General features: G+C 71.7%; 16 protein-coding genes. 9 read left to right on the plus strand and 7 right to left on the minus strand.

Annotated elements, in window-relative coordinates:
* Window positions 1–14: 14 nt before the first annotated feature.
* Window positions 15–740, minus strand: a complete 726-nt coding sequence (locus ABZ490_RS02225) for a class I SAM-dependent methyltransferase (RefSeq protein ID WP_358983036.1) — start codon at window positions 738–740, stop codon at window positions 15–17.
* Between the two features lie 5 nt (window positions 741–745).
* Window positions 746–1,309, minus strand: coding sequence for a PadR family transcriptional regulator (locus ABZ490_RS02230; RefSeq protein ID WP_358983038.1), 564 nt, complete (start codon window positions 1,307–1,309; stop codon window positions 746–748).
* Between the two features lie 76 nt (window positions 1,310–1,385).
* Between ABZ490_RS02230 and ABZ490_RS02235 the strand changes: the two genes are divergently transcribed.
* Complete coding sequence (locus ABZ490_RS02235; protein WP_358983040.1) at window positions 1,386–1,793, plus strand: nuclear transport factor 2 family protein; 408 nt, start codon at window positions 1,386–1,388, stop codon at window positions 1,791–1,793.
* A gap of 16 nt (window positions 1,794–1,809) precedes the next feature.
* On the opposite strand, the gene ABZ490_RS02240 is transcribed toward ABZ490_RS02235, so the two are convergent.
* The 5 genes from ABZ490_RS02240 to ABZ490_RS02260 form a co-directional block, all read right to left on the minus strand.
* Window positions 1,810–3,711 (minus strand): hypothetical protein, encoded by a 1,902-nt coding sequence (locus ABZ490_RS02240; protein WP_358983042.1) that lies wholly within the window; start codon window positions 3,709–3,711, stop codon window positions 1,810–1,812.
* 272 nt (window positions 3,712–3,983) lie between these two features.
* On the minus strand, window positions 3,984–4,754 hold the full coding sequence (locus ABZ490_RS02245) for an SDR family NAD(P)-dependent oxidoreductase (RefSeq protein ID WP_358983044.1): 771 nt from the start codon (window positions 4,752–4,754) through the stop codon (window positions 3,984–3,986).
* Window positions 4,751–6,052, minus strand: a complete 1,302-nt coding sequence (gene hisD, locus ABZ490_RS02250; protein ID WP_358983046.1) for a histidinol dehydrogenase — start codon at window positions 6,050–6,052, stop codon at window positions 4,751–4,753. The genes ABZ490_RS02245 and hisD overlap by 4 nt, the downstream gene beginning before the upstream one ends.
* 40 nt (window positions 6,053–6,092) lie before the next feature.
* On the minus strand, window positions 6,093–7,028 hold the full coding sequence (locus ABZ490_RS02255) for a VOC family protein (RefSeq protein WP_358983048.1): 936 nt from the start codon (window positions 7,026–7,028) through the stop codon (window positions 6,093–6,095).
* Window positions 7,025–7,990, minus strand: coding sequence for a fumarylacetoacetate hydrolase family protein (locus tag ABZ490_RS02260; protein ID WP_358983051.1), 966 nt, complete (start codon window positions 7,988–7,990; stop codon window positions 7,025–7,027). The genes ABZ490_RS02255 and ABZ490_RS02260 overlap by 4 nt, the downstream gene beginning before the upstream one ends.
* Window positions 7,991–8,220: 230 nt before the next feature.
* Here ABZ490_RS02260 and ABZ490_RS02265 point away from each other — a divergent pair, with 230 nt between their 5' ends.
* From ABZ490_RS02265 to ABZ490_RS02300, 8 genes are all read left to right on the plus strand, one after another.
* Entirely contained in the window at window positions 8,221–8,526 is a 306-nt protein-coding gene (locus ABZ490_RS02265) for an antibiotic biosynthesis monooxygenase (RefSeq protein ID WP_358983054.1), read from the plus strand.
* 39 nt (window positions 8,527–8,565) lie between these two features.
* Entirely contained in the window at window positions 8,566–9,690 is a 1,125-nt protein-coding gene (locus ABZ490_RS02270; protein WP_358983056.1) for an FAD-dependent monooxygenase, read from the plus strand.
* The gene (locus ABZ490_RS02275) at window positions 9,687–10,703 is read left to right on the plus strand and encodes an amidohydrolase family protein (protein ID WP_358983058.1); all 1,017 of its coding nucleotides are present in this window, start codon (window positions 9,687–9,689) and stop codon (window positions 10,701–10,703) included. The genes ABZ490_RS02270 and ABZ490_RS02275 overlap by 4 nt, the downstream gene beginning before the upstream one ends.
* Window positions 10,700–11,680, plus strand: a complete 981-nt coding sequence (locus ABZ490_RS02280; RefSeq protein WP_358983060.1) for a cyclase family protein — start codon at window positions 10,700–10,702, stop codon at window positions 11,678–11,680. Before ABZ490_RS02275 ends, ABZ490_RS02280 begins: the two co-directional genes overlap by 4 nt.
* Window positions 11,681–11,688: 8 nt before the next feature.
* Window positions 11,689–13,053 (plus strand): FAD-binding oxidoreductase, encoded by a 1,365-nt coding sequence (locus ABZ490_RS02285; RefSeq protein ID WP_358983062.1) that lies wholly within the window; start codon window positions 11,689–11,691, stop codon window positions 13,051–13,053.
* A gap of 3 nt (window positions 13,054–13,056) precedes the next feature.
* Window positions 13,057–14,013 (plus strand): fumarylacetoacetate hydrolase family protein, encoded by a 957-nt coding sequence (locus ABZ490_RS02290; RefSeq protein WP_358983064.1) that lies wholly within the window; start codon window positions 13,057–13,059, stop codon window positions 14,011–14,013.
* 150 nt (window positions 14,014–14,163) lie between these two features.
* Complete coding sequence (locus ABZ490_RS02295; RefSeq protein ID WP_358983066.1) at window positions 14,164–15,138, plus strand: LysR family transcriptional regulator; 975 nt, start codon at window positions 14,164–14,166, stop codon at window positions 15,136–15,138.
* 39 nt (window positions 15,139–15,177) lie between these two features.
* Window positions 15,178–15,960, plus strand: a complete 783-nt coding sequence (locus tag ABZ490_RS02300) for an SDR family oxidoreductase (protein WP_358983068.1) — start codon at window positions 15,178–15,180, stop codon at window positions 15,958–15,960.
* Window positions 15,961–15,989: the final 29 nt, after the last annotated feature.

A 15,989-nucleotide genomic window follows, 5' to 3' on the forward strand; every position in this document is an offset into this window, starting at 1 on the left:
CTCCGGCCCGCCCCTCACGCCACGCGGCGGGCCTCGACCATACGGACCCGTGGGCTGCCGTCGCCGCGCGAGCCGAACTCGGGCAGCGCACGGAGGTCCACGCGGAACCCGGCACGCTCCAGCTCCCGCCGCACCTCGCCGAGCCGGAAGGCGCGGTAGTACATCACGAACGGCGGCCGCCACACGGCGTTGCGCACCCGCATCACGGCGTCGAAGCCGAGCAGCATCCAGAAGGCGGGGTCCGCGGGGCGGGGCGGGGCGAGCACGGGGAACGCGAAGCGTCCGCCCGGCCGCAGCACCCGGTGCACCTGGGCGAACAGACCGGGCAGTTCGCGCGGCAGGAAGTGTCCGAACGCGCCGAAGCTCACGACCAGGTCGAAGGCGGCCGTGAACGGCAGGGCGCGGGCGTCCGCGCGCACCCAGGACACCGGCACCCCCGTCCCGGGTGCGCGTCCACGGGCCTCGTCGAGCATGCCCGCGCTGAAGTCGACGCCGGTCGCGCTGCGCGTGCACACGCTCGCGAGGACGTCCAGGCCGGCGCCCGTGCCGCAGCACAGGTCGAGGCCGTCGTCGTGGGGGCCGGACTCCTTCAGGGCGGCGGTCACGGCGGACAGCACCGAGTCCGGGGTACGGAAGGGGGTGTGGTCGAACTTGGGCGCGAGGAGGTCGTAGCCGTGCTCGACGGACGACAGGGCCTGGACGGCGAGTTCGCGCAGGCTGGGACCTTGGGGACTGAACATCGCCCTCAGCCTACGGCGGCCCGGCGCCCGATGAGCACGCTCGCGCGCTCGCACCAGCGGATGTTCTCCTCCTCGAAGCCGATCCCCGCCATCAGGGTGAGGTACGGCCCGATCCGGTCGGTTCCCGCGAGGTACTCGTCTTCGGTGCGCCCGGCGAGCAGCCGCTCCCGGACGCGCAGATAGCGGGCCAGCTTGGCCCGGGACCAGCCGAGCCGCTCCTCGATCAGCGCGAGGCCCGCCGCGGGGTCGACGCCGTCCACCGCCTGGATCTTGATGAGGAGTTCGTCGCGGATCGCGGTGGGTCTGCGGGGCGCGGTGGCGGCGAAGGCGTCCAGGTCCGTCCGGCCGGCCTCGGTGAGGGTGAACATCCGTTTGTTGGGCCGGCGTTCCTGCTCCACCACCCGTGCCGCGATCAGCCCGTCCTGCGCGAGCCGCTCCAGCTCGCGGTAGAGCTGCTGAGGCGTCGAGGACCAGAAGTTCGCGAAGGAGACGTCGAAGAGCTTGGACAGCTCGTAGCCCGAGGCCTCGCCTTCCAGGAGGGCGGCCAGGACGGCGTACTTGAGGGACATGTGGACACGGTAGCAGCGGGTGATTATTGTCAGCCGCACCTAGTAAACAAATTGATTATGACAGTGAGGGGATCCGATGCGCGCGTTCCGTGAGGCGGTCGAGGCAGGCGATCTCGGGGCCGTCGAGGCGCTGCTGGCCGAGGACGTGGTCTTCAGCAGCCCGGCCGTCTTCAAGCCGTACCCCGGCAGGGCCATCACCGCGGCGATCCTGCGCGCGGTGTCGGAGGTCTTCGAGGACTTCCGGTACGAGCGTGAGCTCACCGGGGGCGAGGGGCGCGACCATGCGCTGGTGTTCACGGCGCGGGTGGGCGAGAAGCGGCTGACCGGCTGTGACTTCATCCATCTGGACGAGGAGGGACTGATCGACCAACTGACCGTCATGGTCCGGCCGTTGTCCGGCCTCCAGGCGCTCGCGGAGGCCATGGGGGCGCGGTTCGACGCGATCGTGCGGGAGGCGGAGGCCCGGTCGGCCTCCGCCTCCTGAAGGGCCGCTCCCCCGGTCAGGCGACCGTGAGGGTGAGCGCGCCCGTGTAGGTGCTGCCGGGGGTGATCGCGGTGACCGTGCCGTCCACGGTCAGGGTCACCGCCTTGCCGCGCGGCGCCTTCACGGCCGCGTCGGCGGCCAGGGTGAGGGAGGTCAGGTACGAGGTGCCGGTGAGCGTCCAGGTGGAGCCGCCGGTCAGGGTGACGATCGCGCCGTTGTTGACGGCGGCCTGGACGGTGTTGGTGACGATGCCCAGCTCGTAGAAGGTGGAGGCGTCGATGGACGACACCCGGTGCTTGGTCCGCGTCGCCGAGATCACGCCTTCGAGGGTGGCTCCGTCGAAGGTGAGGACCATGTTCTTGCCCTTGCGCATGCCGTTGTAGAAGTCGCCCTTCAGCTTGATGTCCGTGAAGGTGGCGGCGCCGTCGGCGGAGTGGACGGCGGTGACGTCGAAGGAGGCGTCCTTGGTGGGGTCGGTGGTCGGCTCGGTGTAGACGCCGACGTTCATCATCTTGCCGTTGACGTTGACCGGACCCGGGTCGTCCAGCTCGATCATCTGGAGGATGACCCCGTCCGCCGGGTTGAGGCGGGCGCCCTTCGAGCCGTCGACCGTGATGGCCGTCTGCTGGCCCTTGTTGAGGAAGGTGGCGCGCGCGGAGTTGATGACGGTGCCGCCGTCGAGGGTGAGGCTTCCCGCGCCGAAGAACATGTAGCCGAAGTGCCCGGAGTTCACGACCGTGGTGCGGACGGGCAGCGCCTTCAGCTCGGCCGCCGACAGACCGAGTTCCAGCTCGGTGTTGAGCGCGGCGACGGCGTCACGGGTGCTGTCGCCGTAGTGCACGACGGCCGCGGGGCCCGCGATGATGGTGGCGTAGCTGCCCACGTCGAAGCGGGAGCCGAGGACGCGGACGGTGGCGTCGCCGATGGCGTAGGTGCCGTAGCCGTACGCGCCGGTGTTGCCGACATGGCTGTTGACCGCCGTCAGCTTCAGCCCGCTGCCGCCCTCCACCGACAGGGCGCCCCAGGTCTCCGAGAAGACCGTGGAGTTGAGGTAGGTGGCCCTGCTGTTCTTCCCGATGAGGTTGGTGGCGCGGACGTTGCCGTCCAGGCCGAGCATCCACGGCACGGACTGCGTGTACGGGGTCTCGACGGTGGCCTGGTAGTCGGCGGGCAGCGTGCCGTTGCGGGTGTGCAGCGTGGAGTCCTTGACGACGACGTTGGCGCCGTCGTTGGAGATGACCGCGGTGCGCACCACGCCCTTGGTGCTGATGCGGGCGCCCTCGACGACGAGGGTGGTGGCGGAGCCGTCGCCGACGACGGCCGCGCCGTACCCCGCGAAGTCGCACCGGCCGTTGCCCGTCAGGGAGATCACGGGCCGCTGGAGCGTGTACGTGCCGTCCTGCACGAAGACGCCGTCGAAGCACTCACCGGTGGAGGTGATCGACACATTGCGGGCGAGGGTGTCGGTGAGCCTGCCGCCCTGGACCGCGGCCAGCACCGACCTGTCCCGTACGACACCGTCGGCGTCGACGTACAGCGCCTGCCGGAAGGGGAAGGTGAGGGTCTCGTAGGTGATGTCGTTCGCGACCGCCACGGTCAGCACGACGTCCCCGCGGTAGGTGCCGGGCCGGACGACGGTGGCGGTGCCGCCGGTGGCGGTCAGCTGCTGGCCGGTCTCGACGCCGTCGACGGTCAGGGTGAGGCCGTGTCCCTCGGGGGCGGTGAGCGTGCCGCCGTCGGCCAGGGTCAGCCGGTTCAGCCGGGTGGTCGCGGCGACCTCGTACGTCTCGCCGGAGCCCACCGTCAGCTGCCGCCCCGAGGTCACCGGCGCGGCCTGCACGGAACCGACGGGCACCAGCAGGGCGCCGGCCGTGGCGGTGCCGGCGATCAGGAGGGAGCGTCGGGTCATCAGCGTCATGACTTGCCTTTCCACGGATTCGAGTACACCGTCACGCGATGTGACGAACCGGCCGCCGGACAGGGGGCGGCAACGGTTCCGCGTGGGGCACCTGGGGTGCGTACGAGGGAGTGAATCAGCCCTGGAAATAGGCGAACAGCCCTGACGCACACCCATCCCGGAACCCGATGCCTCGGATCGGGCGGATGGGTTGACAGGGATCACACAGCGTGGCGAAAGCACGAAGGGGGCGGTGTGACACCGCCCCCTTCGACACCTGCTCCGGTCTCCGCTCAGGCCGGTGCGATCATCCCCGCCGACAGGTCGATGTCGGCTCCGCACAGGCCCGGCATCGCCAGCATGGCCACCAGGGCCCGGGCGACCTCGTCCTCCTCGACCAGGCGGCCCAGCGCCGCGCGGGAGGCGAAGTCGTGTTCGGCCTCCTCGACCGTGCAGCCGGTGAGTTCGGCGGTGAGCCGGAAGTTGCGGTCCATCCGCGGACCGCGCACCGGGCCCGGGGACAGGGAGTTGACCGCGACACCCCGGGGGCCGACCTCGCCCGCGAGGGTGCGGGTCAGGCCGAGCAGGGCCATCTTGGAGGCCGTGTACGGGGTGCGGTGCAGCAGCGGGCGTTTGCCGCTCACGGAGGCCACGTTGACGACGTCGCCGCGGCCGGCCGCCAGCATCGGCGGGAGGAAGGCCCGGCACATCAGATAGACCCCGCGGACGTTGGCGGCGAACACGTCGTCCCACTCGTCGGGTTCGATGTCCGTCAACGGCTTCACCGGGCCCGCGACTCCGGCGTTGTTGACGAGCAACGAGACGTCCTCGTCGACGAGTTCGGCGGCGAGGGCGCGCACCGATACGGGGTCGGAGACATCACACAAGGCCGTCCGGGCAGCGCCGCCCTCCTTCTCCACGCGGGCCGCCGCCTCCGCGAGCGCCCGCTCGTTGCGGCCGACGAGGACCACCCGGGCCCCGGCCGCCGCCAGGGCGAGCGCGAAGGCCCGCCCCAGCGGCCCTCCGCCGCCCGTGACCAGTGCCGTACGGCCGTCGAGCCTCATGCGGTGTTCCAGGGAAGGTCGTCGCCCGCGGCCTTCGCGGCCCGTACGTCACCGGAGCGGGCGTGCCCCTCGAACAGCTCGACCCTGGACGCGCGGCCGCACAGCCGCCCCAGGAGCGCCTGGGAGCCGGTGTCGGTGACCTCCTGGTAGGTGACGGTCTTGAGGTACTTCCCCACCCACAGACCGCCGGTGTAGCGGGCGGCGCCGCGGGTCGGCAGGACGTGGTTGGTGCCGATGACCTTGTCGCCGAACGACACACAGGTGCCCTCGCCGAGGAACAGGGCGCCGTACTGGGTCATTCTCTCCAGGGCGAGGCGCGGCTCGGCCGTGAGCACCTCGACGTGCTCGAAGGCGAACGCGTCGGCGAGCTCGTACAGTTCGTCGACCGAGTCGACGACATGCACCTGGCCGTGGTGGCGCCAGGCGGGCTCGGCGTAGTCGCGGGTGGGCATGCCGGGGAGGATGCGCTCGACCTCGGCGATGGTCCTCTCGGCGACCTCGCGGGAGGTGGTGATGAGGACGGCCGGGGAGTCCGGGCCGTGTTCGGCCTGGGAGAGCAGGTCGACCGCGCAGACGAACGGGTCCGCACGGTCGTCGGCGAGGACCAGGATCTCGGTCGGTCCGGCGAACAGGTCGATGCCGATCTCGCCGAACAGCTGGCGCTTGGCCTCGGCGACATAGGCGTTGCCGGGGCCCGCGATCAGGTTGACGGGTTCCATGGTGTCGGTGCCCACGGCCATCGCGGCCACCGCCTGGACGCCGCCGAGGAGCCAGATCTCGTCGGCGCCCGCGAGATGCATGGCGGCGACGGTGGCGGCGGGGATCTCGCCGTGGATCGGCGGGGTGCAGGCGACCACGCGCGGCACGCCGGCCACCTTGGCGGTGACGATGGTCATATGGGCGGAGGCGGTGAGCGGATAGCGGCCGCCGGGGATGTAGGCGCCGGTCGCCTGTACCGGGATGTGCTTCTGCCCGAGCTTCACGCCGGGCAGTGTCTCCACCTCGAACTCGCCCATGGAGGCCAGCTGGTGGCGGGCGAATGCACGGACCTGCTCCTGGACGAAGGTGATGTCGTCGATGACCTGCCGGGGCACCGAGGCGACGATCTTCTCGACGTCCTCGTCGCTCAGCCGGAAGGAGTCGGGGCTCCACTTGTCGAACTTCTCGGAGTACGCGCGGACGGCCGCGTCGCCGCGCTCGCGGATGTCCGCGATGACACCGGCCACCGTCTCGCGCACCTGGTCGAGGGAGGCGGCCACCTCGGCCCCGGGCACGGCGTTCTTCAGGATCTCTGCCACAACTGCGGCCTTTCTCAGAGGGGGTTCGCGGGTCGGCGGATCAGACGGGCGGCGCTTCGAAGAGCACGTCGGGGTCGTTGAACTGCTCCTTGGCGACCGACTCGCTCATCGGGTCGGCGGTCCCCCACTGGTCCTGGGTGATCGGGTCGTCCACGTCGTGCCGGCCGGGGTGCCACAGGTCCTCCTCGAGGACGGCGAGTTCGGTGGTGTACTCCACGGTGTTGCCGTGCGGGTCGTGGAAGTAGGAGAAGGTGTTGTCGCCCGCGAGATGGCGGCCGGGGCCCCAGGTGAGCCGGGTCCCGGCGCGCAGCGCCCGCCCGGTGCCGCGCATGTACTCCTCGACGCCGCGCATCTCGAACGAGGCGTGGTGCAGGGAGACATGGGGGCCGCGGGCGATGGCGAAGGAGTGGTGCAGGGGACTGCACCGCAGGAAGTACATGAGGTCGCCCATGTGCGTGGAGTACAGGGTGTCGGTGAGCCGGAAGCCGAGGTGCTCGATGTAGAAGTCCCGCAGGCGCTCGGGGTCCTGCGAGTTGATCACACAGTGCGAGAGCCGTACCGGGACGGCCTCGCGCTCCTCGATCCTGCGGTGGGTGCGGGTGGCCACGTCCGCCGAGACCTCGACGACCCGCCCGTCGAGGTCGAAGAAGCGCAGCCCGTAGCCGCCGCCGGGGGTGTCCAGCGCCCGGGGTTCGTGGATGATCCGCACCCCGGCCCGGCCCAGCCGCACCGCCAGCTCGTCGACCGCCGCGGCCGACACCGCCCCGAAGGCGACCAGGTCCATCCGCTTCCGTTCGTCCTCGCGGATCCGGACGATGTACTGCTCCGGGCTGCCCTCGGCGGCGAAGAACGCGATGCCGCTGTCGTTCGCGACCTCGGTCAGGCCCCAGGTGGTGCCGTAGAAGGCGCGCTGGGTGTCGAAGTCCGGTACGGCCAGGTCGACATGGCGCAGATGGGTGATGGGCTGGAAGCTCATGTGTGGCTCCTGACGGTGTTGCGCTGATGGCCGAGGCCGGTGATCTCCGCGTCGATCACGTCGCCGGGGGTGAGGAAGACCCCCCAGTGGGCGCCGTTCCCGGCCGGGGAGCCCGTGAGCAGCAGATCGCCGGGGCGCAGGGTGGTGGTCGTGGAGACGTAGGCGATCAGGCGGGGGATGTCGAAGATCATGTCCTTGGTGGACTCGTCCTGCCGGACCACCCCGTTGTGCCGCAGGGTGATCCGCAGGTCGCCCGGGTCGCCGACGAAGTCCGCCGGGACGAGGAAGGGGCCGGTCGGCAGGAAGGTGTCGGCGTTCTTGGCGGTGAACCAGTCGGTGCCGATGGCCTTGAGGTCGGGCCGGTAGAGGCGGTCGCGGGTGGTGAGGTCGTTGCAGATCGTGTAGGCGGCGACGTGCGACATGGCGTCCTCGGCCGGGATGTCCTTCCCCGGCCTGCCGATGACCAGGGCGAGTTCGAGTTCCCAGTCGTGCTGTTCGCCGAGCGCGGGCAGCACGATGTCGTCGTAGGGGCCGCACATCGCGCGCGGGGAGCCGAGGAAGACGTACGGGACTCCGCCGCGGATCCGTTCGTCCATCATCCGCTCGGCGTCCGCGCGGGCCTCCCCGGGGGTGGCGCCGTGCACGCTCTCCTTCTCGGCGGCGACCAGATCGACCACGTGCTTGCGGTAGTTGGCGCCGCTCTGGAGGATCTGGCCGGGCTCGATCGGGGCGAGGACCGACAGGTCGGCCAGGTCGTGCCGGGTGCCCGCGGGGTCGTCGGCCAGCTCGTGCAGCCGGGGCAGCCAGGTGTCCCAGTCCTCGACCAGGGCGCGTACCGACGTCACCAGGTCGGAGAGGTCGCGCACCCGCGCACCCGTGACCAGGCCGGGGAAGGCGGCTGCGCCGCCGCGGAAGGTGCCGAGCGCGAAGGGGCCGGCAAGAGAGGGGGAAGGTTCGGGCACGGGCGGCTCTCCTCGTACGGATGGGGGCTCGTTTCCTGACGCTAGGCACCTCGGGCGGACGGCGGAAATGGCCATCCGCGATGCCTGCCATCACCCGGGCTCCCGCCCCCTCGTCCGGGGCTCCATCGCCGTCCGGGATGGATGACGTCCCCCTTGCCGATGACTCGATCCGTTGACCCTGCACGGACCGCCGATCAGGCTCGGAGCCACCCCGAACCGAGGAGTACGCCGTGATCGTCGAGCATGCCGAGCTGACCGTCGAGGAAGGCCGGGAAGCGGAGTTCGAGGAGGTCTTCGGCAAGGCCCGCGAGGTGCTCGCCGAGGCGGACGGGTTCCGCTGGGCGGAGCTGCTGCGCGGCGCGGAGCGGCCCCGGACCTTTCTGCTGCTGGTCGGCTGGGAGTCGGTCGAGGCGCACACGGTCGGATTCCGGGAGTCGGAGCGGTTCGGCCGCTGGCGGGCCCTGGTCGGGCCGTTCTTCGCCGCGCCGCCGGCCGTCGAGCACTACCGCGAGCTGGGCCCGCGGTTCACCGGCTGACCCCCCACTGTCGTCTTTCTACTTTCGCAAGGATCGCCCATGCCCGTTCAGAAGGTGCTCGTCGTCGGCGGCGGCATCACCGGAAGCGTGCTGTGTCTCGCTCTCGCCCAGCGCGGGGTCGAGGTGGAGCTCGTCGAGATCTCGCCCCAGTGGTACGGGGTGGGCCATGGCATCACCCTCCAGGGCAACGCTCTCAAGGCCCTGCGCTCCGTGGGCGTGCTGGACCGGGTGCTGGCCCGGGCGGTGCCCTTCGACATCATGCGGCTGCGGCGGGCCGACGGCTCCCTGATCACCGAACTCGCCACCCCGCACACGGGTGGTCCCGAGCTGCCCTCGACCGCGGGCGCGCTCCGCTCGGACCTCCAGGACGCGCTGTGCGACGCGGTGCGCGCGCACGGGGTGACCGTCCGCCTGGGCCTGAGCGTCGAGCGCCTCGCCCAGTCCCCCGGCCATGTCGACGTGACCTTCAGCGACGGCACCGCGGGCCGCTACGACCTGCTCGTCGGCGCCGACGGCATCAACTCGGCCACCCGCGCCCTCATCGGCCTCACCCAGCGGCCCCGGCCCGTCGGCATGTCCATCTTCCGGGTGGTCGCCGACCGGCCCGCCGAGATGGACTGCGCCGAGGTCTACTACGGCGGCCCCCGCTTCAAGGCCGGCTACAGCCCGATCTCCCCCGACCAGTGCTACGCCTACCTCCTCGACGAGAACCTGGACCCCTCCCTGATCGGGCCGCGCGCCCCGCTGGCCCTGCTGCGCGAGCGCGGCGCCGGCTACGGCGGAACCTGGGGCGGCCTTCTCGCCGCCCTGCCCGACGACACGGCGGTCGACTACCGCTGGATCGAGGCGGTGCTGGTCGACGAGCCCTGGTACCGGGGCCGGGCGGCGGTCGTCGGCGACGCGGCGCACGCCTGTCCGCCGCTGATCGCGCAGGGCGCCGCGATGTGCATGGAGGACGCGGTGCTGCTGGCCGAGCTGGTGACCGGCGAGGAGCCGCTGGAGAAGGCGCTGGAGCACTTCATGTCCCGTCGGCTGCCGCGGGTGCGGATGGTGCTGGAGAACTCGCTCCGGCTCGCCGACTGGGAGATCCACCCGGGCACGCCCGGCGCCGACCCGGCCCGGATCATGTCGGAGACGCTGCGCAATCTGACGGCGGCCGCGTGAGCGCGCCCGGGAGCGGGCCCGTGGTCGACTTCCACGGCCATCTCGCCGTCCCCGCCGCCGCGGACCTCGTCGCGGGCGCGCCCGGCCTCGCCGCCGAGCTGGCCGCCGAGCAGCGCGCCCACTCCCCCGCCTCCCTGGCCGTCAACCGGGCCCAGCTGGAACGTCTGCGACCGAGGCTGACGGACGTCTCCGCGCGCCTGGCCGACCTGGACGCGATGGGCGTCGACGTCCAGGTCGTCGGGCCGATGCCGATGCATCACCACTGGACGGACCGGACGACCGCGGCGCGCCTCGCCCGCACCGTCGACGAGGCCGTCGCCGCCCACTGCGCCCTGGCGCCGAAGCGGCTGTACGGGCTCGGCACGGTCCCGCTCCAGCACCCGGACCTCGCCGTGGCGGCGCTGGAGCACGCGGTCACGGACCTCGGTCTGTACGGCGTCAGCGTCTCCACGAGCGTGGCCGGACGGGAGCTGGCCGACCCGGCGCACGACCCGGTGTGGGCGGCGGCCGAGGACCTCGGGGCCGTCGTGTTCGTGCACCCGTGGGGGTGCTCGCTGGGCGAGCGGCTCGCCACGCACTATCTGGGCAACACGGTCGGGCAGCCGGTGGAGACGACGGTGGCGCTGTCGCGGCTGATCTTCACGGGTGTCCTGGACCGGTTCCCCCGGCTGAAGCTGGTGGCGGCGCACGGTGGCGGCTATCTGCCGACGTACATCGGGCGCTCCGACCACGCCTGGCGGGTGCGCGAGGACGCGCGCGGCTGCGCCGAACCGCCGAGCGCCTATCTGCGGCGCATGTGGTTCGACGCGCTCGTCTACACCCCGCGCGCCCTGCGCCATCTGGTGGAGGAGGTGGGTGCGGACCGGGTCGTCCTCGGTACGGATCACCCCTTCGACATGGGCGTCGACGACCCGCTGGCCCGGCTGGACGCCGCCGGTCTGGCCCCGGCCGACCGGGCCGCCGTCGCGGGCGGCAACGCTCTCGACCTGCTGCTGAAAGGACGTACCCGATGACCGCCGGCCGTACCCTCGGTCCCATCGAGGAGGAGCTCGCCAAGGCCCGTGCCGCCTACCGCAACTGGGGCCGGTGGGGCGAGGACGACGTGCTGGGCACGCTCAACTTCATCGACGACGCGATCCGCGCCCACGCGGCCGGGCTGGTCCGGCGGGGGCGTTCCTTCTCGCTGTCGCTGGAGTTCAACGAATCGGGTCCGCAGCGCGGCTTCCGGGGCCGGATCAACCCGGTGCACTACATGAAGGACACCGGATCGGACGCGGCGGCGGGCACCCAGGGCTTCCCGCACGGGTTCGGCGGCGCCGACGACCATGTCGTGATGCCGTTGCAGGCCTCCACGCAGTGGGACGGGCTCGGCCACATCTACGACAACAAGCTGGCGTGGAACGGGCGTCCGTGCACCATCGTCAACGGCGACGGCGACTCGGTCACCGGCATCGAGCACATGCGGGACGCGTTCACCGGGCGGGGCGTCCTGCTCGACGTGGGCCGGGCCGTCGGCGACGAGCACGGTGAACTCCCGGACGGCTTCCCCATCAGGGAGGAGCATCTGCGGGCCACGATCGAGGCGCAGGGCGCGACCTCGGGCGTGCGGCGCGGCGACCTCGTCCTGCTGCGGACCGGACAGCTCGGCCGGGTCCGGCGGCTGGGCGAGTGGGGCACGTACGCCGCCGGCGACGCGCCCGGCCTCTCCTTCACCTCGCTGGGCTGGCTGCACCGCACGGAGCTGGCCGCCATCGCCTCCGACACCTGGGGCCTGGAGGTACGGCCGTACGAGTTCGCCGAGCCGGCGATGTCCCCGCTGCACCAGATCGCGATCCCCAACATGGGTCTGCCGCTGGGCGAGATGTGGGACCTGGAGGCCCTCGCGCAGGACTGCGCGGCCGACGGTATGTATGAATTCCTGCTGGTCGCGGCGCCGCTTCCGGTGACCGGAGCGGTCGGCGCCCCCGTCAACCCGATCGCGGTCAAGTGAGGACGCGCATGAACAGGTTCTCCGGCACTCTGCACCTGCCCGGTGACGACGGCTTCGAGGAGGCGGTCCTGGGCCGGGTCTTCAACGCGCGCCGCCCGTCGGACCGTACCCCTGCCGCCGTCCTGATGGCTGCCTCCGAAGAGGACGTCGTCGAGGGGGTACGGCTCGCCCTGGAGCGCGGCTGGCAGGTCGCCGTCCGCTCCGGCGGGCACAGCTGGGCCGCCTGGTCGGTGCGGGACGACGCGCTGCTGATCGACCTCGGCGGCCTCCGTGAGCTGGCCTACGACCCGGACACCGGGATCGTGACCGCCGCGCCCGGGACCAAGGGCGGCGACGAACTCAACCCGTATCTCGCCGGGTTCGGCCGGTTCTTCAACGGCGGGCACTGCCCCTCCGTCGGCATCGGCGGCTTCCTGCTCCAGGGCGGGCAGGGCTGGAACGCGCGCGGCTGGGGCTGGGCGGCGGAGAACATCGTGGCGATCGACGTCGTCACCGCCGAGGGCGAGCTGGTGCGCGCGGACGAGACGAGCAACAGCGATCTGTTCTGGGCGGCGCGCGGCGCGGGTCCCGGCTTCTTCGGGGTCGTCACCCGCTTCCATCTGCGCACCCGCCCCCTCCCCCGGCACCTCGCCCACACGGTCCACGCCTACCCGCTGGAGCTGTTCGACGAGGTCATGACGTGGCTGCACGGCATGCACCACACGGTGTCCGACCTGGTGGAGATCGTCGCCCTCACCCAGACCCCGCCGGGCTCCGACACACCCGTCCTGCTGGTCACGGGCGTGTCGATGACGGACACCCCCGAGCAGGCGGCCGAGGCCCTCGCCCCGCTGCACGCCAACCCCTGCGCGAACCGCGCCCTGTTCCGGGTGGAGGCCGAACCGACCACGCTCGCGGCGCAGCTGGAGAACCAGCGGACCGCCAACCCGGAGGGTCACCGCTATCTCGTCGACAACGCCTGGCTGACCGGTGAGCCGGCCGAGGTGGTGCCCGCGATCCGCAAGGCGTTCACCGAGCACCCCACCCCGGGCACCTTCACCATCTGGTTCTCCATGGCACCGCTGCGCCGGCTGCCCGACATGGCCTTCTCGCTGCAGTCCGAGATCTACTGCGCGACGTACGTCGTCCACGACGACCCGGCGCGCGACGGCGAGCTGCGCGGCTGGCTGGACGCGGCGATGGCGGCGATGCAGCCGGTGACCGCCGGCCAGTACCTCGGCGACTCCGACTTCACCGTGCGCCGGCTCAGGTTCATGGGCGACGCGCAGTGGCGGCGGCTCCAGGGGATCCGGGCCGCCCGCGACCCCAAGGGCGTGTTCGCGGGCTACCTCAGCGCGGGGACCGTCACCAACACCAACCACTGGGAGCAGTGAGGCATGCGTTTCGCGACATACGCGTACGAGGGCGTGGAACGCGCCGGGGTGGTCAGGGACGGGATCGTGCACCCGCTGCCCGAGGGCGTCACCGTGCTGCGGCTGCTGGAGGACGGCGTCCTGCACGCCGCCGGGGCCGAAGCGCTCTCCCGGGAGAGTGAGTTGACGGTGGAGCACGTACGGCTGCTGCCGCCGCTCCAGCCTCCCTCCCTCCGTGACTTCGTGGGCTTCGAGGCGCACATCGAGGGCGTGTCGAAGTCGCTGGACGGGCTGGAGCACGTGCCCGAGGAGTGGTACCGGGCGCCCAACTTCTACTTCACCAGTCCGCACGCCGGGCACGGCGCCCACGACGACGTACGGATCCCGGCGGGCTGCTCGGTGCTGGACTTCGAGCTGGAGGTCGGGGCGGTCGTCGGGCGGTCCGGGCGGGACCTCACCCCGGAGCAGGCGCGCGAGCACATCGTCGGATACCTGGTCTTCAACGACTGGTCGGCCCGTGATCTGCAGAAGCCGGAGAAGAACCTCGGGCTGGGGTTCTCCAAGGGCAAGGACTTCGCGAACACGCTGGGCCCGTGTCTGGTGACCGCCGACGAGGTGGAGGACCGGCGCGACCCGGACGGTTTCCTGGACCTGGAGATGACCGTCACCCTCAACGGGGAGCTGATCGGCCGCGACACCCTGGCGAACGTGTCCTGGACCTTCGAGGAGATGGTCGCCTACGCCTCCCGGGACGCCTGGGTGCGGCCGGGGGACGTCCTCGGGTCCGGGACCTGCGGCTGGGGCGCGCTGGCGGAGCACTGGGGCCGGCTCGGGGAACGGGTGCCGCCGCCGCTCACCGCCGGTGACGTGGTGGAGCTGACCGTGGAGCGGCTGGGCACCCTGCGCAACCGGGTGGTGCCGGGCCGTACGGACGCCTATCTGCCGCGGGCCCGCAAGCGGGGCCGCACTCCTCGGCCGTAACGTTCTTGACCTGCGGGTATCCAGGGATCCGATGGCTGCTATCGGATCCCTGTGAGTTGCGTCCCGGAGTCTTCCTCGCCACCGCCCGCGCTGGTTACTCTCCGATTCAACCGAGCTTCAAGGACGCGGCGCGGCCGGAAGGGGACATTTGTGGGTCTGGGAGCGATCGACCTGAATCTTCTGGTGGCGCTGGAAGCCCTCCTGGAGGAGAAGAACGTCACGCACGCGGGGGTGAGGCTGTCCACCAGCCAGTCCGCGATGAGCGGCTCGTTGGCGCGGCTGCGCCGGCACTTCAACGACGAGCTGCTGATCCGGGTCGGCCGTGAGTACGAGCTGACGCCGCTCGCGGAGCGGCTGCTGCCGGTCGTCCAGGCCTCGCTGCACAAGGCCGAGGAGGCGCTCTCGCTGACCAGGCACTTCGACCCGGCGCGCAGTCGCCAGCGGTTCTCCGTGGTCATGTCCGACTATGTGATGACGGTGTTCGTGGAGCCGCTGCTGCGGGTCCTCGCGGCCGAGGCGCCGGGGGTGCGGATCGACTTCCATCCGATCGTCGACGGCCAGCTGGAGACGGAGACCCATCTGCGGTGCCACGATCTGATGATCGTGCCGCTGGGCTACCAGCTGCCGGGGGTCAGCGAGGCGGTGATGCACGACCGGTTCGTGTGTCTGGTCGACCCGGGCAATCCGCGGCTCGTGGACGGGCGGCTCAGCCTGCGCGACCTCGCCGAGATGCCGCACGCCGCGTGCGCCATCGGCAAGAGTCACACCCCGGCCGACCGGCAGCTGGAGACCCTCGGGATCACCCCGAGGGTCCAGGTCAGCACGCCGGGCTTCAGTGTGCTGCCGTTCCTGGTGAGCGGCACGGACCTGGTGGCCCTGGTGCCGGAACGGCTGGTCCGCCGCTACGACGGGTTCGCGCGCTGTGCCGTGGTGGAGCCGCCGTTCCCGGACGTCCCGCTGGTGGAGGCCATGTACTGGCATCACAACCGGCACGCCGACCCCGCGCACCGCTGGCTGCGGGAGACCGTGCGCAGGGTCGGGGCCTCGCTGGACGAGCCGGTGATCGCCGCTGTGGATGACAGCCATGGGGAACACGCGTTTCCGGAGCTGTCCGCGGCTTCCTAGCGTGGACGGGTGGGAACCCGTACCGACCCTGGAGGAGCCGTGAGCCGTACCCGTCTGGCCGGACGCACCGTCGTCGTCACCGGAGCAGCGCAGGGGCAGGGGGCCGCGGAGGTCGCGGCGGCCGCCCGGGAGGGCGCGCGGGTGATCGCCACCGATGTCCTCGACGAGACCGGTGAGAAGCTCGTGGCCGCCCTGCGCGCGGACGGTCTGGACGTGTCGTACCGGCATCTGGACGTGTCCGCGCCGGACGACTGGGCCGCGCTCGCGGGTGGTCTCGATGTGGTCCACGGTCTGGTGAACAACGCGGGCATCCCGGTGCGGGCCCGCCTCGGAGAGGTGGAACTCGCCGACTGGGAGCGGGCGTTCGCGGTGAACACCACGGGCGCGCTGCTCGGCATCCAGGCACTCGCGCCGCTGATGCCGGCCGGTTCGTCCATCGTCAACGTGGGTTCCGTGGCCGCGCTCACCGCCCATCACGCGGTGGCGTACACGGCCAGCAAGTGGGCGCTGCGGGGGCTGTCGAAGGTAGCGGCACTGGAGCTGGCGCCGCGCGGCATCCGCACGAACCTGGTGCACCCCGGCTATATCGAGACCCCGCTGATGGCCACCGCGAACCCGGTGTTCGTGGCGGCGCACCTGTCGATGACGCCCCAGGGCCGGGCGGGCGCGGTGGAGGAGGTCGCCCCGCTCGTGGTCTATCTGCTGTCGGACGAGGCGTCGTACGTCAACGGCGCGGAGATCACCGTGGACGGCGGGTACGCGGCGCACGGCGGGGTGAAGGCGATCACGAACGCGCTGGACGCGCCGGTGGCCGACCGCTGACGCGGTACCGGCCACCCTTCCGCGGGACC

It is taken from the genome of Streptomyces sp. NPDC005811 (assembly GCF_040630405.1).
Classification (GTDB): Bacteria; Actinomycetota; Actinomycetes; order Streptomycetales; family Streptomycetaceae; genus Streptomyces.